The following is a 20,702-nucleotide window of genomic DNA, read 5'->3' on the forward strand; positions in this document are numbered from 1 at the left end:
CCGATGCCCCCTGCTGTGCCGGTATCCCTGGTGGAAAGACTGCAAATCAATGCAGCCTGCAACTCGCATGGATTCACGTTTGTCAGCGGCAATCGATGTGAGACCGAAACGTTCGTATCCGCCGCCAGGCTGCGCGATTCGGTCGCGCGTGCGGCCAATAACCTGTGCGCCCGCGGCGTCCGCAAGGGCAATCTGGTGGCCCTGATCGTCCCTGACGCACAAGAATTCGTGATCGGTTTTCTCGCCGCCGTGTGGGCCGGAGCGGTCCCAGTACCGCTCTATCCGCCGGTCGGTTTCGGCAAGCAGCAGGCCTATCTGAACTACGTCATCGGCTTGATCGATGCGGCTGGCGTCGACGCCCTCATCATCCCGGAATGGCTCGACGGGGTGCTGGGTTTGGGTCAACGATTCCGCGCCCAGAACAAGGCGGTGGCTCACGCCGATGCACTGGACGCCGGCGAGGAACTGTTGGACCCCGTCGAACGTGGACCCGACCAACCCGTCTTCTTGCAGTTCACCAGCGGCAGCACCGGCAAGCCCAAAGCCGTGGTCGTCAACGGTTCGTCGTTGTGGGCGAATTCCAAATCTTTTGTCACGGCCTTGGGTTGCACCGAGCAAGATCACGGCGTCAGCTGGTTGCCCCTCTACCACGACCTGGGCCTCGTCGGAAAAGTGCTTGCCCCACTGCTTTTCTCGGTCGCGGTCACCTTTGTGCCAACGATGTCTTTCCTAGGGGATCCGGGCGTTTGGCTCGATGTCATCTCCCGTAAACGTGCCACGCTGTCGTTTGCGCCGAATTTCGCCTTCGCCTTGACGGCGAAAAAGGCCAGGCAACGGGACCAAGCGTGGGACTTGTCGAGCATGCGGGTGTTCGGCTGCGGCGCCGAGCCCATCAACGCGGACACGTTGGATCTCTTCATCGATACGTTCACGCCATATGGATTGAGGTCCGAATCGGTAGTACCCGCGTACGGAATGGCCGAGGCGACGCTTGGCATCACCTTCGACCGCATCGACCGCCGTTTCACGCGGCTGCGGGCCAGTGCCGACTCCTACCACGCCAGCGGTGAGATCAAGGCGCCGGTGGGCGATGAAGAGACGTTGTCGTTCGTCAACTGCGGCAGAGCACTCGAAGGACATTCGTTACGGATCGTTGACGATCAAGGAGTCGATCTGCCGCCGGGCCGCGTTGGTGACGTGGAACTGCGCGGGCCGTCCTTGGCGGCCGGCTACTACGACAACCAAGCAGCGACTGACGCAACCTTTCGTGCAGACGGCTGGCTGGTGACCGGGGACCGGGGCTTCATCGTCGAGGGCGATCTGTATGTCACCGGCCGCAAGAAAGATGTCCTCATCGTCAACGGGCGCAACTACGATCCGCAACACGTCGAATGGGCCGCGGCCGACGTACCGGGGATCCGCAAGGGAAACGTCGTGGCGTTCTCGATCCCGGGCGACGCCACCGAGCGGGTAGTGGTGGTCGCCGAGTGTGCCGACTTCGCCGATGATCTTCACCAGCAGGTGCGACGTTCCGTCCACGCCCAAACCCGTCTAGTGATCGATGAGCTGGTGTTGCTGAACCCCGGCCAACTACCAAAAACCTCCTCCGGCAAGGTGCAGCGATCGCAGACCCGAGATTTGTACCTGACTGCCGCACTGGTGGATGTCACGGTCGCCACCCGTACGCACGCGCATGCCGGCCCCGCTGGCGACCCGACGCGAGGCCTGCCGACTGAGTCCGGGTAACGACGACACAAAAGGAGGGCAAGAAGATGTTTTCCGCATTCAAGTATGGCTGGCTGCCGTTGGTGGCCGTAGCGGTGATCGTCCTATCCGGCTACGCGGTTTTCCAGCTACACGACGTCTTTGGCTCGCAAAACATCAACACCGCCACTGAGACCAAGGACGACTCGCGAAACACGATGCCCAAGGACGTGGTGTACGAAATTTTCGGGCCGTCTTCCACCCGCGGCCAGGTCAACTATCTAGATGAGCGAACCCAACCGCAGCGCGAATACTTCACCGCGCTGCCATGGAGATTCGTCATCACTACCACGCTGCCGTCAGTATTCGCAAGCGTTGTCGCACAAGGAGATAAAGACAGCATCGGGTGCCGCATCATCGTCGATGGAGTGATTCGCGACGAACAAACCGCCCACAATCGAGATGCCCAAACCTTTTGCTTGGTGAAAGCAGCATGACAATACAAAATTCGCTCACGCAGCCCACGCGTTCCGCACACTTCGTCCGCCGCTATTCCGTAGCGATCATCCTGGCGTGGCTCGCGCTCACTGCCGTGCTCAACATCTTCGTCCCACAGTTGGAGGCGGTCGGAAAGACCAACTCGGTATCGTTGGCGTCCAAGGCGTCACAGTCCTACAAAGCCCTCAAACGTCAGGGCGCCCTCTTTGAGCAATTCGACTCCGACAGCATCGCGATGGTGTTGCTCGAAAGCGATGCCCCGCTTGGGGACGATGCCAAAGCCTACTACCGCGGCTTGGTAAGGCGGCTGCAAGACGATACGACCCACGTCCAACATGTCCAAGACTTTTGGGGCGACCGCATCACCGCGGGCGGTGCTCAAAGTTCCGACATGAAATCGGCGTATCTGCAGTTGAACCTGGTCGGCGATCAAGGCACTACCACGGGGAAGAATTCCGTGCAGGCGGTGCGTCAGATCGTCGACCATGATCCGCCGCCTGCGGGCGTGAAAGTCTATGTGACCGGGCAGGCGGCACTGACGGCCGACATGAACAACGCGGGCGATCAGAGCCTCACCAAGATGACGGTGATCACCATCGCGGTTATCACCGTGGTGTTACTGCTGATCTACCGTTCCATCAGCACCGTCTTGCTGGTCCTACTGGTGGTTATTATCGAGCTCGGCGCGTCTCGCGGTGTGGTTGCGTTGCTGGGCAATTACCATTTGTTCGGGTTGTCGGTATTTGCCGTGAGTCTGATCACGTCACTGGCCATCGCGGCGGGCACCGACTATGTGATCTTCTTCCTGGGGCGCTATCAGGAAGCACGTGCGGCAGGCCGGGACCGGATGACCGCGTACTACATCACCTACCGAAGTGTCTCGCACGTTGTGCTGGCGTCCGGACTGACGGTTGCCGGTGCGACCTTGTGCTTGAGCTTCACCAGATTGCCTTATTTGCAGACGCTCGGCATTCCGTGCTTCATCGGAATGCTCGTTATCGTGGCGGGCGCGCTCACCATTACGCCCGCAATATTGTTGCTGGCAACCCGATTTGGACTCATGGAGTCGACCACTCTCGACCAGAGGCTGGCGCCGAATCGGTACCGCTACGGTGCGCTGGCCGGTGCCGATCCTGGCGGTCACTGGCGTGGTGGCGTTGGTCGGAATAGCGGTCCTTCCTTCGTATTCGGTGAGTTACAACGAGCGATACTACGTTCCGGACCGGCTCGCGGCGATTCAGGGTCTCGAAGCGTCCGAAAAGCATTTCTCCAAGGCGAGGATGAACCCGGACATATTTTTGATCCACGCCGACCATGATCTGCGCACGCCGGCCAACATGCTGGTGCTGGACAAGATCGCCCGTAGCATCTTCCAGCTCAAGGGAATCGACAAGGTACAGGCCATCACTCGTCCGCTGGGGTCGCCGCTCGAGCATAGCTCAGTGCCGTTCCAGGTCAGCCTGCAATCCATCCCGATCAACGAGAATCTGCAGTTGCTGAAAGACCGTATGAATGATCTGCACAAGATGATTGGCGACACTGGCAGGTTGATCGCGATCATGGAGCGCATCCAAAAAGACATGGGCGAGCTGACCAAGACCAACCACATCGCGCTGCAAGACACGAGAGTGATGCAAGGCAATACCTCGGATATGCGCGACCAATTCGCCGACTTCGACGACACGTTCCGTCCGCTACGCAGCTACTTCTATTGGGAGAAGCACTGTTTCGACATTCCGTTGTGTTGGGGCATCAGATCGCTGTTCGATTCGGTCGACAAGATGGACCAGCTGAACGACAACATGACGGTGATGAACGACCACTTTGCGCAGATTGACGGGTACTTGGCGCAGATCAACGATCAAATGGAACCGTTGATTGCTGTATCGAAGACGATCAAGGACACGATGTCGATCATGTACAGCAGCTACAGCAACATGGTCGACCAGATGGGCCGCATGGCCGATACAGCCGACGTCATGGGAATGGCATTCGACGAAGCCAAGAATTCCGATCTGTTCTATCTGCCACCGGAGGCGTTCGACAACGAGGACTTCAAGAAGGGGATGAAACAGTTCCTGTCTCCAGATGGCAAGACCGCCCAGATCATCATCACCCACAAAGGTGACCCTGCCAGTAACGCGGCGCTAACCACGACGGATGCCGAGCTAGAAGCGGCGCAAAATGCAATCAAAGGCACGCCGCTGGACGGTGCCTCTGTGTATCTCGGTGGCACGGCAGCCTCGTATCACGATATCGGCGAAGCGGTGAAATACGACCTGATGATCGCGGTGATCGCATCGCTGAGTCTCATCTTCATCATCATGCTGGTGATTACCCGCTCCGTGGTTGCTGCCTGCGTCATCGTCGGCACCATCGCGGTTTCGTTGGGGTCATCGTTCGGTCTGTCAATTCTGCTCTGGCAGCACATTATTGGCCTTCCCTTGCACTGGATGGTCATGCCGTTCACGGTTATCGCATTGTTGGCGGTGGGATCTGACTACAACCTGCTACTGGTATCACGGATCAAAGAAGAACTCGATGGCGGGTTGAACACCGCGATCATCCGTGGTGTAGCTGGCTCCGGACAGGTGGTCACCGCGGCCGGACTGGTGTTTGCACTCACGATGGGTTCGATGATCGTCAGCGATCTGAAGGCAATCGGGCAGGTGGGTACTGCGATCTTTTTGGGTCTGCTGTTCGATACGTTCGTGGTGCGGGCCTTGATGACACCGTCGATTGCGGCTTTGTTGGGGCGGTGGTTCTGGTGGCCGATGAAGGTGCGCAAGCGGGCCGCCGCGCCGCAGGAGGTGCAATCAGCCTCGCCTACCCGCGAATGGCAGCTGGCGTACACGGCACCGATCCCCATCGTGCCGGTGTCTCGCGACGAGCAGAGGCCGCTGGTCCGGAGAACAAACCCGATGGTTCGCGTATTGGCCCGTCGCTGCCGGCGTGCGCTGGGGTTAGCACCGAGACAGCAGGATTCGGCGTCGGCACCGGTGAAGCCTGCGATCCGTGAGCCGGTGGCGCCTACTAGACAACGGTGATCCGGGCTCAGAAGCTAGTCGTGCAACCAGTGGAGGCATCGCAGTGCAGGTGGCGTTCGGCAATCCGCTGAAGAAGCTCACGTTGGTCTACGAGGTGTCGCACTGCAAGGGTTTTCTTCCCGCTCCTGATCTCTACCTGTATGACAACGGCACGTATTGGATTCGATCGGCCGGTGTGGACTTCTACGGGGTTTACGCTGTGACAGCGGGCTCGTTGAGCGATGCACGCTTCGGTATCGACTTCATCGCCTTTCCGTCCCCGTACAGCGGTGGGCAGACCGTGCATCATCATCTTCATTTCGACGCGATGGCAGGCGAGTTCACCCAAGATGCGGCGGCTGCGCGGAATTCGGGAATTCCCCCGCAGTGCGGGGTTTTTCGCATGGAGGACAACACGACTGTCGTCCGCTGATCGATCTCGGGCCGCAATTCCTCAGCTGTGCCACGTTTCGGTGTGCGCCGCGGACCCGTGCGTGCCGGCCGCGACAGCGAGGTAGACCGCCGGGTCGACAGGAAGGCGGTAGTAGCACCCGACTACGGAGATTGCCTCCGCCAATGCCTCAGTGGTTCGCTTCGGCACGGCGAACATGGCTGCTGCCCTCGACTCAATGCTCGACTTGATCCGTTGCAGCGCGGCGGCAGTCGCCCAAATCGTCGTGCAGCCTGCTGCGAATAGAAATGACATCTCAATTCCTCCTTCGGGTGCCGTCCTCAGGCCCCGGTCGGTGACTCATCGTTGGCATAGGAGCCGACGTCGAGCGGGTGATCGCGGTAAGCGGCCTTGACACGCGCAATCGCGGCGGCCGAGAGCCGCACGTCCTGCATCACTACATCGGTGACGCCCGGGATCTCCATCAGACGCTGTCGAACAGAAACGGCATAGGTCACCGCTTTGAGGGGGCAGGCCCGGCAGGCATCGTGAAAGCAGAGTTGGACTACGCCTTGTTCGGATACTGACAGCACTTCGAGGTCGCCGCCGTGGACATGCAGCAACGGCCGAATCTGAGATTCGACTACGTCGATGACGCTCGCCCGCGTCCGAAGGGACGTAGGGGAGTTGGCACTGGCGCGCCTCGTCATGGCGCGTCACCGCTGGTCCTGCCGCTGCGCGCACGTCTGATGACTCGTTGGGGATCAACTCCGAACAGACGTGCCTGATTGAGCCCGAGGATGTTTCGCTTGTCGCTGTCACTGATGGCCGGATAGCCATGCCTGTCTTGTAGCTCGTCGTCGATCTGCATCTCCCAAAACCACTCGATTGCGGGCCGTGGTGGTCCGGTGAGCGGCGCTTCGGATCCCCAGAGCACGCGATCGGAGCCGACATCACGGAGTAACCGGCCGACGTATGTCTTGAAATCCCAGGGTGCAACGAAGGGAAGATGCATGGTGCCAGACAGGACCAGGACGATATTGGCATGGCGCGCAGCCATATACACGCACTCCTCGAAGTACGGCAAGGCCAGGTGGTGGATCGCGAATATCAAATCGGGAAAATCAAGGGCGGCGCGTTCGATGTCGAGCGGACGCAGCGATTCCAGTGGTGCCCGTGTAATCGGGAAACCCTTATGGAATTGCAGCACTTTGACGCCGAGCTCCTGTGCCTGCTCGTACATGGGGTATGCCAAATCGCGGTCGTCGCAACGCCACGAGCTGTCGATATGGCCGTTGTAGAACTTGAACGATCGTGCTCCTAACTCGACGACTTGCTGCGTCATGGCGTCGCGCGTGCTGTGGCTGCTTCCTAGATGGAGCGGGTCGACGCCACCACAGAAGAGAACCTTGTCGGGGTAGGCTTGCGCGAATTCGTATTGAGCCCGCACCGGTGCGAACCCGTCTTTATACACGTCGTAGAGGACGACGGCTTGTGCCATCGCCATGTCGGTGACGCCGTCGGCGAACACCACTCGGGCCATGTCGTGCACCGACCAGCGGCGATCGTATCCGTGTCCGACCCCAGGGTTGCTTGGACTCTTGCTCCGTGAACGATCGGCCTCGCCGCGCATGCGGGATCCAATGGTTAGATGTCCCAATCGGTCTTCGCCCGACTCGGGACGAACAAGATTGTCATCCGATAGGTCATACATGTGCACGACGTTGTCGAAAACGAAAACGTCATCGTTGAGCATGCGCAATCCCGTCGGGCTCGGGGTGGTGGTCCCTGACGGCCGCATGCTGCCCGTGAGGGCGGGGCAACCTTGCGTACACGGCGTGAATTGCGCTGACATCGTGACCGCCGAAGCCGATCGCTTCTGCGGCGCGGTAGAGATCGGCGGCCGTAGTCAGCAGCGGGGCAGGTGAATTGGTCGCGCACACGAGTTCGCTTATCAGATCGACGTCTTTGACGAAGGTGGCGACGGTAGCCGTCATGGGCTTGTAGGTACCCGACGCCATCATCGGCCCGCGCAATTCCAACTGACGCGAACTAGCACCCGTTCCAGCTAAGACATCGACGGCCATTTCGGGATCGATGCCGAGCCGTTGCGCCAAGTTGATCGCTTCAGCGGTCACTGCGTTATGAACGGTGACAAGGTGATTCGCGACCAGCTTCATGTTCGCGCCGGCTCCCAGTTCGCCCATGTACTCGACTCGCTTGCTGAACGTGTCAAGCACACACTTGATCGCTTCGATCCCGGCCCTGGGGCCTGACGCACAGACGACAACGTCGCGTCCGTACGCCTGAGCGCTGGTGCCGATGATCGGGCAGTCCAGCAACGTAATGCCGGCCGGCTGCAAACTTGCGGCAGCTTCGGCCTTGGCGTCGGCGGGAAGCGTGCTCACGTCGACCAGGTAGCGGGTCCGTCGGTCGCGACACCGCTTCAACTGTGCGCAAACCGCATTGAGCGATTCGATGCTCGGTAGCACCGTAATGACGACGCGAGCCGCATTGGCCGCTTCGGCGAGGTTGTCGACGACGGGAATACCCACGGCACTGGCCGTCGCCCTTCGGTATGGGTCGATGTCGACACAACCGGCTAGCTGATGTTCCGAGCCGAGAAGGTGAAGGGCAATAGGAATGCCGAGAAGTCCCAGCCCGACGACGGTTGTGGAAAGGCGCTGCGGTTCAGCCATTGTCATGAGGCATTCCAGTTAGTGCAGCCGGCGAATGTGGCTGTAGCGCTGCCGATCCGGATCGGGGCGGATGTGGGCGTAGCCGCATTCGATGCCCTCACCAAGGCGATCGATGGCGGGCTGCAGGGGCAGGTCAACCAAGCGACTCCCACGGATGTACCGCCCTATCGGTTACTGGTATATAATCAAATCGACCGTATATGAGTCGCACGAGGGGGGCAACCTTTTAACCCAGATTCCGGTCGACGGCCTGGCCTTGCCAAAAGGTAGGGTGCAAGCCACCCGGCGTGACCAAGGGTGTAGCTCTGAGTTCGTATGAACCCATCGGGGGGTCCGTCCGCAACCAACACCCGGGCGAAGCTCGGAAAGTGTGACCGATATCAATCAGGGTTAGCAACATTGGTTTTGTCCGGCAGTGCAGTTGACTGCTGGCCCGCCGCCTGCTGGATCAAAGAATAACTGATTCGGACATGCCCATCATCGTCCGCCAGCTTGCGCATCGGCGGCCTTGTGCTGAGCACAGCCGCTCGAAGATGGGGCCGAAGAAAAATGCTGTCGCGCGTCGCTAGAAGTCGCTCGACCAAAGAGGAGGAATGATGAATGACTGTACCTCGTTATGGCCGGAGATGAACCCCGCCAACAACTTTGCTACGACGGCCGCGGAGCCGTTGTTCGTCGCAGCTGCGGCATGGGAAGACCTGGCCGCCGACCTCGGGGCGTCGGCTTCGTCCTTTGGAGAGGTGATTTCGATGGCGTTGGGAAGTGAAGCTTGGTCGGAGCCTTCGTCGGCGCCAGTGTCGGCTGCTCTGCGGGGCACCGCAGAGGCATACTTGGATTGGTTGAAAATAGCCGCGTCTCAAGCCAAGCAATCGGCGTTGGATGCACGCACCGCGGCAACGATTGTCGGCCCCTCGACTACGGGCTCCCTGCCTCCGACTGCTATGGCTGCGAATCGAAAGATGCGGGCATCACTGATCGAGAACAACTTCTTTGGACAGAACGCGGCGACGATCGGCTGCTTGGAGGCGGCCTATGCGGAAATGTGGACGACGGAACTCAGTGCGAGGCTAAACAACGAAACGAGAGATCCGTCGGCGAGGTCGATGTCGAAGCGCGCCTGCGGGTTCACGGCCGAATTATCCAGTCCCTCCGGCGATTTGGATCGCCTCGCAGCGGAAGAGCGTTGATGTGCCGATGCTCGATCTGGTCTCGTTGTAGGAGATATCAGCGAATCTAGCGCGATGCTGGGAGTGGCCGGGCGACGCCGTGGCCGATGCCGACGTGACCTACTCCGGTAGTTGTTGCCGCGCGGATCGTCTCGATCATCGGGCTGCTTGATGGCCGCGAAGGGGCGCACCGAGTCGATGACGCCCCGATATATGACAATAGCTATAATATACGTATGCTACGGTGCTGGAACGCCGGGCGTGAGCGAGGGGTGACGCCCGGCGTGCCAGTGCCGACCGACGGCAGACGTGAGCAGGAGGGGACGGGATGTCGATACACGGCGTGAGTGCTGTTGTCGGGGGCCCTACCGGGCCGGGAAGCTGAGGCAACAAGAGGCGAACGACAAGCTCGACATGGTCAACCAGGGTGCGCAATCCATGCGCGATGTCGACACCAACCAGCCCCTTCCCGGCATCGGCCTCTTTCAGCGCGACGGACGCGTCGATAACAGCATGAACGACGCTGTCGAATCGCTCTTCCGATCCCCGTGGCGCCTATCGGGCCGGTCGCCGATGCCAGAACGCTGAATTGCTGCAGATTCGATTGCCCCATAACAGTTCCTGTGCGGGCTGGGGTCTGCCTGTCGGCGCGTCTGTTGTGACGACCCCGATCGTTTTCGGCGGTGTTTCGAGGCGGCAAAATAAATAGTTCGTAAAGCCTAACTTCCTGGGTTAGAGTCAAGTTGCGACATCGAAGCTGACGAGAGGTACCAGTATGCCGAGGTATCGGTTGCCAGAGCTGCCGTACGATTACGCCGCGCTCGAACCCGCCATCAGCGGAACGATCATGGAGCTCCATCACGGCGCGCACCACGCCGCGTACGTCAAGGGTGCCAATGCGACTGCCGAGCAGCTAGCCGAAGTTCGAGCCGGCGGTGATCTCGGGACTGTGCCTGGGCTGGAACGTACTTTGGCGTTCTTCCTGGCCGGGCATGCGTTGCATTCGATCTTCTGGCGGAACCTCTCCCCCGATGGTGGCGATGAGCCCCACGGCGCGCTAGCCGCGGCCATCGACGAATTCTTCGGCGGATTCCAGAGATTCCGCGCGGAAATGACTACCGTGACCGTGACTCTGCATGGTTCAGGTTGGGGCGTGCTGGCCTGGGATCCGATCGGGCAACGGCTCGTCATACACCAAATCCACGACCATCATCTCAATCTGGCCATCACCAGCATGCCCTTACTCGTCTTCGATGCGTGGGAGCATGCCTTCTACCTGCAGTACCGCAACGACAAAATCGCCTACATCGCCCAGTTGTGGTCCCTCGTGGATTGGGCTGATGTCGGGGCTCGATTCGAGGCCGCCCGCGCCGGGATCCCTGGTGAATTTCTGAACTGTGCCGAGATGAGCGAATCGGGTTGACTGCCTGTCGCTTCCCGGATTCCAAGTCGAAGTTAGGTCAGCGCCATCAAACTAGTTCGTGCCCGGTGAGATCCACATCGGGGGTCATGGGCCGGAGACTCACGGCCTCGCAGTGATTTTCCGCTTGCTGTCGAGAAGCAGCACAGGCAGCTCTCCCCGGCGCTCCGAAGCAGCATCGCCTCACCTACATATGGTATGCAGGATTGCATAGCTACGACGGATGGCCGAACTTGCGCTACAAGGGAGTAGTCGGTGCGACGGGCAGAAAATTCCCCGAAGACTGCGGACACCTTCCAAAAGTGTTATTTGCAAACTATTTTCAGCATGACTATGCCGCAAGTAAGTCGAACCGACCGAGACACGGATGGGGTATCGCCGCCGGCACTGGGGTGATGTCGTGAAACAGCTGGGGCCACATGTCTAGATTGAGAGGTTCCTGAAATCATCACTGTCGGCTACGTTCTCCAGCATGGTCACCATGCCCGTGCTGGACGGCTCTATTGCTTTGGAACATCGGTACATCGAACTGGGTGACGGCGTCACCATCCACGTCGCCGATGCGGGCCCGGCTGACGGGCCGGCGGTGATGCTGGTCCACGGCTTCCCGGAAAACTGGTGGGAGTGGCACGAGCTGATCGGGCCGCTGGCCGCCGACGGCTATCGGGTGCTTTGTCCCGACCTGCGCGGCGCGGGATGGAGTTCGGCGCCCGATAGCCGCTACACCAAGGCGGAGAAGGCCGAGGATCTGGCCGCCGTGTTGGACCACCTGGGCATCGATCAGGTGAAACTCGTCGCGCACGACTGGGGTGGACCCACCGCGTTCATCATGATGCTGCGTCATCCGGAGAAGGTGACCGGCTTCTTCGGGATCAACACCGTGGCGCCCTTCGTAAAGTTCAGTCCCGCGTCGGTCCTCAACCTGTGGCGGCTGTGGTACCAGATTCCGATTTCGCTGCCGGTCATCGGCCCGCGGTTACTTCGCGACCCCAACTCCCGGTTTCTCCGGATGTTGGGTCCTTGGGTCGGCGGCGGGTTCTCGATTCCCGACGACAGCGCACACCTCTACCTCGCGTGCATGCGCGAGCCCGGCCATGCGGAGGCGGGCTCGCGCTGGTACCGCAGCTACCAGGCCGGCGAGATGCTGCGCTGGGTGCGCGGCGAGTACGCGGACGCCCGCGTCGACGTTCCCGTCCGCTGGCTGACCGGCACGCGGGATCCAGTGATCACGCCCGACCTGACCCGCGGATATGCCGACCACATCAGCGATTTCGAGGTGGAGTTGGTCGACGACGCCGGTCATTGGATCATCGCGCAGCGACCGGACCTGGTGCTCGACCGGTTGCGAGCGTTCCTGAAGCTGTAGTCAGTCGACGCCGATGATGACTTCGGTGGACTTGATGAACACCGTCGCGGCCTGACCGACCGCCAGGCCGAGGTCAAGCACCGCATCCTTGGTCACCGAGGACGTGACGATCTGATCGCCGCCGTCGAGCCTGACCTTGACGATCGCCATCACGGCACCGAGATCGACCTCGGTGATGGTCCCTTTGAGCTGGTTTCGGGTGGATAGCCGCATGCGGTGAGCGTAGCCGGGCAATCGAGCCCGGACGGGCTAGTGGCGCGGACCGAGCAACGCGATGGAAGCATCCACGGCCGGTTCGACGATGTCGCGAACGGGCTGCTGGTCTTCGACGGCCAGCGCGGTCAATTCGCGCAGCCCGCCCAGCAGGATCACCGCCAGCGGGGCGGTCAGGGGCGGCAGCTCGGCGCGCCGGAAACCCGGGCTGGCGCTGAGGTCGATCAGCAGGGTCGACAGCAGCTGCAGCCCGCGGCGCTGTACCGGGCGGGCGACGGCTCCCAGCGAGGGCAGTTGGCGAATCCAGCTCAAGGTGATGGCCGGCCGGGCCTCGATGTAGCCAACATAGGCCTCGACCGCCTGACGGATCTGGCGGTGCCAGTCGGCCTCGGGATCGACAGCGGCCTGGATGTTTTCGCCGAGCCTTTCGATGTCGGCGCTCAGCAGTTCGAGGAAGCACTCCTCCTTGCCGGCGAAGTGGCCGTAGAACGTGCGCTTGGACGTGCGCGCGTGCCGCACGATGTCGGCCACGGTGCTCGCCGGGTAGCCGCGCTCGCAGATCGAGGCGGCCAGGCCGTCGAGTAGGCGCACCCGAAACGGGTCGGGCTCATCGGCAACCGCGTTGTCGACCGGCGCTGGCGCCGTCGTCGCTGCTGGCACGGTTCGCGGCCCTCCCGTCGGATCTGACGTCTTGTCAGGCTTGGTACCACAGAGTACCGTACTGGGAAAGAACTTTGGTACACCGCCGTACCAACCCCGGGTTGGGGGGAGATGTTGGGAGCAGCGCCGCCATGAGCGATCTAGCCACCGCCCCGGCGGTCCCCGCAATCAACTTGCCTCCGGCCGCCCGAATGCCGAAGTTGTTGCAGGGCTTGGGATTTTCGATGTCGCGGCGAATGATGATGCAGCGACTGTCCCGTCGTTACGGCAACGTGTTCACGCTGCGCCTGCCGATGTGGGGGCATGTGGTCATGGTCAGTGACCCGCAGCTGGCCAAGCAGATCTTCACCACCAGCCCGGACGAACTCGGCAACATTCAGCCCAATCTGAGCAGGTTCTTCGGCTCCGGCTCGGTATTCGGGCTCGAGGGCGACGACCATCGCCGGCGGCGGCGGCTGCTGGCACCGCCGTTCCACGGCAAGAGCATGAAGAACTACGAGAGCATCATCGAGGAAGAGACACTGCGCGAGCTGGCCGGCTGGCCCGAGGGCAGGTCATTGGCGACCTTGGCGCCGATGATGCGAATCACCCTCAACGCGATCCTGCGCGCGGTCTTCGGGGCCGAGGGCGCCGAACTCGACGAGCTGCGCCGACTCATTCCGCCGTGGGTCACCCTGGGCTCGCGGATGGCCGCGCTGCCGAAGCCCAAGCGGTATCCCCCGTTCGGCCCATGGGCACGGCTGGACAACTGGCGGCGCGATTACGACAGCGTCATCGAAACGCTGATCGCCGCCGAGCGGGCCGACCCGAACTTCGCCGACCGCACCGACGTGCTCGCGCTGCTGCTGCACAGCAGCTATGACGATGGTGCAGCCATGTCGCACAAGGAGATTGGCGACGAGCTCCTGGCCCTGTTGGCCGCCGGCCACGAGACGACGGCGTCCACGCTGGCGTGGGCTTTCGAGCGGATCAGCCGACACCCCGAGTTGCTGGCGACGCTGGTCGAGGAGGCCGACGGCGGCGGCAGCGAGCTGCGCCAGGCGACGATCCTGGAGGTCCAACGGGCAAGGACGGTAATCGATTTCGCCGGCCGCCACGTCTACCCCGAGGCCTACCGGCTGGGCGAATGGTCGATCCCGCGCGGATACTCGATCATCGTCGGCATCGGGCAGATACACGACAATGCCGACGTATTCCCCGATCCCAGGCGCTTCGACCCGCAGCGCTTCATCGAATCGAAACCGTCGGCGCTGTCCTGGATCCCGTTCGGTGGCGGCACCCGCCGGTGTGTGGGGGCGGCGTTCGCCAACATGGAGATGGACGTGGTGCTGCGAACGGTGTTGCGGCACTTGACCATCGATACCACCGACGCGCCCGACGAGCATTGGCACTGCCGGGGCGTCGCCTTCACCCCGAAGGACGGCGGCCGAATCGTGATGCGGCGGCGCTGAGTTACTGTGCCGCCGGGGCGCGCTTACCTTCTCGGACGGGCAGCTTCCAGCCCGGCCGGATGTAGTGGCAGGTGTATCCGGTGGGGTAGCGCTCCAGGTAGTCCTGATGCTCGGGCTCAGCCTCCCAGAAATCGCCCGCCGGGCTGACCTCGGTCACGACCTTGCCGGGCCATAGGCCCGACGCCTCGACATCGGCGATGGTGTCCCGCGCGATGCGCCGCTGCTCGTCGTCGACGTAGAAGATCGCCGACCGGTAGCTGGTGCCGATGTCGTTGCCCTGACGGTTCTTCGTTGTCGGATCGTGGATTTGGAAGAAGAACTCAAGCAGCGTGCGGTAGTCGGTGGCCGTGGGGTCGTACTCGATCTCGATGGCCTCGGCGTGTGTGCCGTGGTTGCGGTACGTCGCGTTGGGGACATCACCGCCGGTGTAGCCGACGCGGGTGGAGACGACGCCGGGAAGCTTGCGGATCAGATCCTGCATGCCCCAGAAGCAGCCGCCGGCAAGGATCGCCTTTCGGGTGTCTGCCATGTCTTGTCCTCCTCAACCGGCCACGGCCTGGGCACAATCAAGCCCAGGTTACACTCCGCCGATGATCTGCAACGGTGCCGCGAAGCCATGAGCAGGCCCAAGTTCTCCCGGAGCGAACTGGCTGCCGCCTTCGAAAAATTCGAAGCGACGGTCGATGCCGCCGCCCGGTCGCAGGACTGGGACGCCTGGGTCCAGCACTACACGCCCGACGTCTTGTACATCGAACACGCGGCGGGCACCATGCGCGGGCGCGACGAGGTCCGCGAATGGATCGGCCGCACGATGGGCAGCTTCCCGGGCAGCCACATGGTCGCGTTCCCGTCGCTGTGGTCGGTCATCGACGAGCCAACCGGACGCATCATCATGGAACTCGATAACCCGATGCGCGATCCCGGTGACGGCACCGTCATCGGCGCAACGAACATCTCGATCATCACCTACGCCGGCGACGGCCTGTGGCGCCAGCAGGAAGACATCTACAACCCGCTGCGGTTCGTCCAGGCCACGCTGAAGTGGTGCCGCAAGGCGGCCGAACTGGGCACCCTCGACGAGGCGGGCGCGCAATTCATGGAGCAGTACGGAGGGGCTCAGTGACCACCAAACCCAAGCTAGTCATCGGCGCCAACGGCTTTCTGGGTTCCCACGTCACCCGGCAGCTGGTCGGCCAAGGTGCCTCGGAAGGCCACCAGGTGCGGGTGATGGTGCGCGAGGGAGCCAACACCCGGTCCATCGACGACCTCGACGTGACCCGCTTTCACGGCGACGTGTTCGACACCGACACCGTGCGCGCGGCGATGGAGGGCGTCGACGACGTGTACTACTGCGTCGTCGACACCCGCGCGTGGCTGCGCGACGCCGCGCCGCTGTTCCGCACCAACGTCGAGGGGCTGCGCAACGTCCTGGACGTCGCCGTCGACCAGCCCCTGCGCCGGTTCATCTTCACCAGCACCTACGCGACCGTCGGCAGGAAGCACGGCCGCGTGGCGACCGAGGACGACGTGATCGCCGCCCGCGGGCTGACGCCCTACGTGCAATCCCGCGTCCAGGCCGAGAACTTGGTCATGCGCTACGTCGCCGACGCCGGCCTGCCCGCCGTCGCGATGTGCGTGTCCACCACCTACGGCGACGGCGACTGGGGTGGCACGCCGCACGGCGCCTTCATCGCGGGGGCAGTCTTCGGCAAGCTGCCCTTCCTGATGAACGGCATCCAGCTGGAGGTCGTCGGCGTCGACGATGCCGCCCGGGCCATGATCCTGGCCGCCGAGCGCGGCCGCATCGGCGAACGGTACCTGGTCTCCGAGAAGATGATGGCGCTCAACGACTCGATCCGGATCGCGGCCGACGAAGCCGGCGTCCCGCCGCCGCAGCGCGCGATCTCCGTACCGATGCTCTACGCCCTGGCCGCCGCGGGCACGCTGAAGGCCAAGCTCACCGGCACGGACGCCCAACTCAGCCTGGCGTCGGTGCGGATGATGCGCGCCGAGGCTCCCGTGGACAGCAGCAAGGCCAAGCGGGAGCTGGGCTGGCAGCCGCGCCCGGTCGAGGAATCGATCCGCGACGCCGCCCGGTTCTGGGCCGCGATGCGCGCCCCGCGAACGGCCGCCCAACCCGAATAGGCGAAAACGGGAAGTGTTGCGCGCCCGTCGGTGTTGCAGACGCTGTCTGCGTCTGAGGAGGTTTCACCCATGACCCACCGCGAAGTCCTAGAACCCAACGCGGGGCACCCGATCACCATCGAGCCCACCAAGGGGCGAGTGCAGGTTCGCATCAACGGCGAGGTCGTCGCCGACACCACCGCGGCGCTCGAATTGCGGGAGGCCACAATCCCTGCTGTGCAATACATTCCGCTCGCCGACGTGGCCGCCGAACGGCTGACGCGCACCGACACCGTCACGTATTGCCCGTTCAAGGGTGACGCCAGCTATTACAGCGTGACCACCGCGACCGGGGAGACCGTCGAGGATGCGATCTGGACCTATGAGCAGCCCTACCCCGCGGTCGCCCAGATCGCCGGGCACGTGGCGTTCTACCCGAACAAGGCCGAGATCAGCGTTCTTCAATAGGCGACGGGGCGCCCCAGTCGGGGAACACCTCCGCCGCCGATTCCGTGTCGCTGTATTCGCGCATCGACACGATCAGTCCGTCCTGGGTGTCGAAGACGCAGATGAACGGGGATTCGTAGTGCCTGCCGTCGGTCAACTTCCCGGTGGCGGACGCCTCGACGACCACCGTGTCGCCCTCGTGAATGCAGCGGAGCAGATCGATGCCGAACGCGACGAACTGCCTGCGGCGGTCGATCTCGCGCCGGAAGTCGTCCTTGCCGATGCACAGTCGCGTATACAGGCTCCAGTAGGTGAAATCGTCGTGCAGCAGCGTGAAACCCTCGTCCACATCGCCGCCCTCGCTGAGGCACTGCAGGAACATCCACACGAGTTCGGCGAGCGGGGCGTCGAACGGCGTCGTCACCTCGCAATAGTGTCTTGGGAAGTAGTTGCCGGTCAATGACGGCGGGATTCGGAGCGTGGGGTGGATAACGCGCGCACGGTGACGTTGTCCGGAGCGGCCAACTTCGGGCACACGCTGGCGCCGCTTCGGCGCGGACCACGAGATCCGTGCTTTCAGCTGCCGGGGGACGGCACCATCTGGCGGACCAGCCTGCTGCCGACGGGAGCCGTGACGGCGCGGTTGCGCCGTGCGGCTCCCGACGCCGTGCACTGCCAGGCGTGGGGGAGCGGGGCCCAGGAGTTTCTCGACGCGCTGCCCGCGGCGCTGGGCGCGGACGACGACCCGTCGGATTTCGAGCCGCGGCACCCGACGGTGGCCGCGGCCCATCGGCGGGTGCCGCACTTTCGCCTGGGCCGCACCGGCCAAGTCCTCGAGGCGTTGATTCCGGCGATCATCGAGCAGCGCGTGCCCGGTGCCGACGCGTTTCGGTCCTGGCGGGTGTTGGTGTCCAAGTACGGCACACCGGCGCCCGGTCCGGCGCCGCCCGGAATGCGGGTGCTGCCGTCGGCGCAGGTCTGGCGGACCATTCCGTCCTGGGAGTTCCACCTCGCCAACGTCGATCCGCGGCGGGCGCAGACGGTGGTCGCCTGCGCGCGACGGGCCGAGTCGCTGGAACGGTTGGTGTCGCGTCCGGCCGAGCAGGCACGCGAGGCGTTGATGGCGTTGCCCGGGGTGGGCGTGTGGACCGCCGCCGAGACCGCGCAACGCGCCTTCGGCGACGCCGACGCCCTCTCGGTCGGCGACTATCACGTGCCGAAGATGATCGGCTGGACGCTGCTGGGCCGTCCCGTCGACGACGCAGCCATGCTCGCGTTGCTCGAACCGATGCGGCCGCACCGGCACCGGGTGGTCTGCCTGCTCTATGCCAGTGGGCTGGCCTGCGAACCCCGCCGGGGTGCGCGACTGCCGGTACAGCAAATCCAATCGCTCTGACCGGCCAGTGTTTTCCGCCCGGGCCATCGGGTACCCGCCCGATTAAGTACGTGTGCGAAACCCAGGGAAGGAAGCAATGACTCAGTTCACGATTCCGGGATTGACCGACAAGCAGGCGGCGCGGCTCACCGAGCTGCTGCAGAAGCAACTGAGCACCTACAACGATCTTCACCTCACCCTCAAGCACATTCACTGGAATGTGGTGGGCCCCAACTTCATCGGGGTGCACGAGATGATCGACCCCCAGGTGGACGCGGTGCGCGCCTACGCCGACGATGTCGCCGAACGCATTGCGGCCCTTGGGGCTTCGCCGCAAGGCACGCCCGCCGCCATCATCCGGGACCGGTCCTGGGACGACTATTCCGTCGGCCGCGACACCGTGCAGTCACATCTGGCCGCGCTGGACCTGGTGTACAACGGTGTGATCGAGGACATCCGCCAAGCCATCGACGAAACAGACGAACTCGATCCGGTCACGCAGGATCTGCTCATCGGGCAGGCCGGAAGCCTGGAGAAATTCCAGTGGTTCGTCCGCGCCCATCTGGAGAGCTCCGGCGGGCAGCTGCAGCACGAGGGCTCCTCGACGGAGAAGAGTGCCGCCGACTCCGCGCGAGGCAAGTCGAGCTAGTCCGGCGACCCTTGTCGCTCCCGCTCCGCTTGTGCGGCTTCACGATTGAGCCGCTGCGCTTCGTAGATGGTCACGTTGGTGCGCGACAGCAGCAGCGCGGCAATGCCCACTGAGATGATCGCGCCGGGCACGACTGAAAACGAGCCCGTCATCTCCGCCACCATGATCATGATCGCCAGCGGCGCGCGGGCGACGCTGCCGAAACAGGTCATCATCCCGACCACCACGAAGATGCCGGGATCGGGTGGCACGCCGGGTAGCTGACACAGCTCGCCCAGCCGCCAGATGGCGCCCCCGACAAACGCGCCGATGACGATGCCCGGGCCGAACAGGCCGCCGGATCCTCCGGTTCCGATCGACAGCGACGTCGCGACGATCTTGGCGATCGGCAGGACGACGACGATCCACAACGGGATCTGCATCAGCGAGCCGCGCTCGGCCGCGAGCTGGGCCCAGCCGTAGCCGCTGCTCAGGATCTCCGGTATCAGCAGTCCGAGCAGCCCGACCAGGAGGCCGCCCACCGCGGGCTTGAGCACCGGACCGCCGGGCAACCGGTGGCTGAGCCGGACCGTGGTGTGGAAGGTGCGGGCATACAGGTAGCCGACCGCGGCCCCCACCAGGCCGATCACCACGAACCACAGCAGTGGCCCCGCCTTTTCGAAGCGGTACTCGGCATCGATATAGCCGAACAGCGGATCGAAGCCGAGGAAGGAACCGAGTACGGCGTATGCGGTGCCCGAGGTGATGAAACCGGGCAGCAGGCACCGGTAGTCGAAGTCGTCGCGGTAGGTGATCGACGCGGCCAGCACCGCTCCGCCCAGCGGTGCGGCGAAGATGGCGCCGATACCCGCGCCGATACCCAGCGCCACCGCGATCCGGCCGTCCTCGTCGGACAGGCGCAGGCGCCGGGTCAGCAGCGAGCCGAAGCCCGCCGAGATCTGCGCCGTCGGGCCTTCGCGGCCGCCGGACCCGCCCGAGCCGATGGTCAGCGCGCTGGCCACCATCTTGACCAGCACCGCGCGGAAGCGGATCGCGCGCGGGTCGCCGTGCACCGCTTCGATGGCCTCGTCGGTGCCGTGACCGGTCGCTTCCGGGGCAAGTTTGGTGACCAGCACCGCCGACACGAGCGCCCCGGCGGTCGTCACCAGGGGGATCGCCCAGGGGCGGGAGAATCCGGTGGATCCGTGGCTGCCGCCTTCGCCGACGGGCGTCGGCTGGTGATAGCCGGCCAGGTGCCCGAGCAGAAAGTCGGCGGTGTATTTCAGGCCGAGGTAGAACACGACAGCGCCCAGGCCCGAGATGACGCCGATGGTGGCACCCAGCAGGAACCATTTGCGCAAGTAGCCCGAGCTTCGAAGCACCGCCCCGAATCGCCCGCCGGCGGCTGCGGCCGGAGCTACCGAGGGCTGGGGCTCGTCCTCGGTCGGCTCAGTGGCGGGCACCGGGCCATCCTAGGCCACCGAGGAATAAATGGACCGTAGTCCGGTTATATTGGCAGCATCGGAAAAGGAGA

The 20,702-nt window shown here is 63.3% G+C and carries 21 protein-coding genes and 1 pseudogene; 13 read left to right on the forward strand and 9 right to left on the reverse strand.

The window, feature by feature from the left end; translation table 11 throughout:
• Positions 1–3: 3 nt before the first annotated feature.
• From MSG_RS01385 to MSG_RS01400, 4 genes and pseudogenes are all read left to right on the forward strand, one after another.
• The gene (locus MSG_RS01385; RefSeq protein WP_096436447.1) at positions 4–1,746 is read left to right on the forward strand and encodes a fatty acyl-AMP ligase; all 1,743 of its coding nucleotides are present in this window, start codon (positions 4–6) and stop codon (positions 1,744–1,746) included.
• A gap of 26 nt (positions 1,747–1,772) precedes the next feature.
• The gene (locus MSG_RS01390) at positions 1,773–2,201 is read left to right on the forward strand and encodes an MmpS family transport accessory protein (RefSeq protein WP_096436449.1); all 429 of its coding nucleotides are present in this window, start codon (positions 1,773–1,775) and stop codon (positions 2,199–2,201) included.
• A pseudogene (locus MSG_RS01395) lies at positions 2,198–5,078 on the forward strand (MMPL/RND family transporter); the annotation flags it as partial. The gene MSG_RS01390 and the pseudogene MSG_RS01395, both read left to right, overlap by 4 nt.
• A gap of 214 nt (positions 5,079–5,292) precedes the next feature.
• On the forward strand, positions 5,293–5,661 hold the full coding sequence (locus MSG_RS01400; protein ID WP_096436451.1) for a hypothetical protein: 369 nt from the start codon (positions 5,293–5,295) through the stop codon (positions 5,659–5,661).
• Positions 5,662–5,960: 299 nt separating this feature from the next.
• Here MSG_RS01400 and MSG_RS01410 read toward each other — a convergent pair whose 3' ends face one another.
• From MSG_RS01410 to MSG_RS25790, 4 genes are read right to left on the reverse strand one after another with little or no spacing between them, the layout of a single operon-like run.
• Positions 5,961–6,329, reverse strand: a complete 369-nt coding sequence (locus MSG_RS01410) for a NifU family protein (RefSeq protein ID WP_096436455.1) — start codon at positions 6,327–6,329, stop codon at positions 5,961–5,963.
• On the reverse strand, positions 6,326–7,375 hold the full coding sequence (locus MSG_RS01415) for an amidohydrolase family protein (protein ID WP_162899127.1): 1,050 nt from the start codon (positions 7,373–7,375) through the stop codon (positions 6,326–6,328). The genes MSG_RS01410 and MSG_RS01415 overlap by 4 nt, the downstream gene beginning before the upstream one ends.
• Entirely contained in the window at positions 7,362–8,318 is a 957-nt protein-coding gene (locus MSG_RS01420; RefSeq protein WP_162899128.1) for an NAD(P)-dependent oxidoreductase, read from the reverse strand. The genes MSG_RS01415 and MSG_RS01420 overlap by 14 nt, the downstream gene beginning before the upstream one ends.
• Before the next feature lie 18 nt (positions 8,319–8,336).
• Positions 8,337–8,459 carry a hypothetical protein gene (locus tag MSG_RS25790; RefSeq protein ID WP_258173932.1) on the reverse strand — a complete coding sequence of 41 codons (123 nt, stop codon included), beginning with the start codon at positions 8,457–8,459 and terminating at the stop codon, positions 8,337–8,339.
• A gap of 455 nt (positions 8,460–8,914) precedes the next feature.
• Between MSG_RS25790 and MSG_RS01425 the strand changes: the two genes are divergently transcribed.
• From MSG_RS01425 to MSG_RS01435, 3 genes are all read left to right on the forward strand, one after another.
• Positions 8,915–9,505: a PPE domain-containing protein gene (locus MSG_RS01425; RefSeq protein ID WP_162899129.1), complete on the forward strand. Its 591-nt coding sequence runs from the start codon at positions 8,915–8,917 to the stop codon at positions 9,503–9,505.
• A gap of 754 nt (positions 9,506–10,259) precedes the next feature.
• The gene (locus MSG_RS01430; RefSeq protein ID WP_096436463.1) at positions 10,260–10,907 is read left to right on the forward strand and encodes a superoxide dismutase; all 648 of its coding nucleotides are present in this window, start codon (positions 10,260–10,262) and stop codon (positions 10,905–10,907) included.
• Between the two features lie 469 nt (positions 10,908–11,376).
• Positions 11,377–12,270 (forward strand): alpha/beta fold hydrolase, encoded by an 894-nt coding sequence (locus MSG_RS01435; RefSeq protein ID WP_096436465.1) that lies wholly within the window; start codon positions 11,377–11,379, stop codon positions 12,268–12,270.
• Here MSG_RS01435 and MSG_RS01440 read toward each other — a convergent pair whose 3' ends face one another.
• Together MSG_RS01440 and MSG_RS01445 are read right to left on the reverse strand one after the other, a co-directional pair.
• A complete protein-coding gene (locus MSG_RS01440) occupies positions 12,271–12,483 on the reverse strand; it encodes a TOBE domain-containing protein (protein ID WP_096436467.1) in 213 nt (70 codons plus the stop codon).
• A 36-nt stretch (positions 12,484–12,519) separates the two neighbouring features.
• Complete coding sequence (locus tag MSG_RS01445) at positions 12,520–13,143, reverse strand: TetR/AcrR family transcriptional regulator (protein WP_096436469.1); 624 nt, start codon at positions 13,141–13,143, stop codon at positions 12,520–12,522.
• 131 nt (positions 13,144–13,274) lie between these two features.
• Here MSG_RS01445 and MSG_RS01450 point away from each other — a divergent pair, with 131 nt between their 5' ends.
• On the forward strand, positions 13,275–14,594 hold the full coding sequence (locus MSG_RS01450; protein WP_096436471.1) for a cytochrome P450: 1,320 nt from the start codon (positions 13,275–13,277) through the stop codon (positions 14,592–14,594).
• A gap of 1 nt (position 14,595) precedes the next feature.
• On the opposite strand, the gene msrA is transcribed toward MSG_RS01450, so the two are convergent.
• Positions 14,596–15,123, reverse strand: a complete 528-nt coding sequence (gene msrA / locus MSG_RS01455; RefSeq protein ID WP_096436473.1) for a peptide-methionine (S)-S-oxide reductase MsrA — start codon at positions 15,121–15,123, stop codon at positions 14,596–14,598.
• 87 nt (positions 15,124–15,210) lie between these two features.
• Between msrA and MSG_RS01460 the strand changes: the two genes are divergently transcribed.
• From MSG_RS01460 to MSG_RS01470, 3 genes are all read left to right on the forward strand, one after another.
• On the forward strand, positions 15,211–15,717 hold the full coding sequence (locus MSG_RS01460) for a nuclear transport factor 2 family protein (protein WP_096436475.1): 507 nt from the start codon (positions 15,211–15,213) through the stop codon (positions 15,715–15,717).
• Complete coding sequence (locus MSG_RS01465; RefSeq protein ID WP_096436477.1) at positions 15,714–16,739, forward strand: NAD-dependent epimerase/dehydratase family protein; 1,026 nt, start codon at positions 15,714–15,716, stop codon at positions 16,737–16,739. The genes MSG_RS01460 and MSG_RS01465 overlap by 4 nt, the downstream gene beginning before the upstream one ends.
• Positions 16,740–16,808: 69 nt before the next feature.
• Positions 16,809–17,186: a DUF427 domain-containing protein gene (locus tag MSG_RS01470; protein WP_096436479.1), complete on the forward strand. Its 378-nt coding sequence runs from the start codon at positions 16,809–16,811 to the stop codon at positions 17,184–17,186.
• Here the strand turns inward: MSG_RS01470 and MSG_RS01475 are convergent.
• The gene (locus MSG_RS01475; RefSeq protein ID WP_232011140.1) at positions 17,170–17,589 is read right to left on the reverse strand and encodes a nuclear transport factor 2 family protein; all 420 of its coding nucleotides are present in this window, start codon (positions 17,587–17,589) and stop codon (positions 17,170–17,172) included. The two genes, MSG_RS01470 and MSG_RS01475, sit on opposite strands and share 17 nt — an antisense overlap.
• 60 nt (positions 17,590–17,649) lie before the next feature.
• Between MSG_RS01475 and MSG_RS01480 the strand changes: the two genes are divergently transcribed.
• Together MSG_RS01480 and MSG_RS01485 are read left to right on the forward strand one after the other, a co-directional pair.
• Positions 17,650–18,561 (forward strand): DNA-3-methyladenine glycosylase family protein, encoded by a 912-nt coding sequence (locus MSG_RS01480; protein WP_096436481.1) that lies wholly within the window; start codon positions 17,650–17,652, stop codon positions 18,559–18,561.
• A gap of 76 nt (positions 18,562–18,637) precedes the next feature.
• Positions 18,638–19,189, forward strand: a complete 552-nt coding sequence (locus MSG_RS01485) for a Dps family protein (protein WP_096436483.1) — start codon at positions 18,638–18,640, stop codon at positions 19,187–19,189.
• Here MSG_RS01485 and MSG_RS01490 read toward each other — a convergent pair.
• Positions 19,186–20,631 (reverse strand): chloride channel protein, encoded by a 1,446-nt coding sequence (locus MSG_RS01490; RefSeq protein ID WP_096436485.1) that lies wholly within the window; start codon positions 20,629–20,631, stop codon positions 19,186–19,188. The two genes, MSG_RS01485 and MSG_RS01490, sit on opposite strands and share 4 nt — an antisense overlap.
• Positions 20,632–20,702 lie beyond the last annotated feature (71 nt).

The organism is Mycobacterium shigaense (genome assembly GCF_002356315.1).
Lineage (GTDB): Bacteria > Actinomycetota > Actinomycetes > Mycobacteriales > Mycobacteriaceae > Mycobacterium > Mycobacterium shigaense.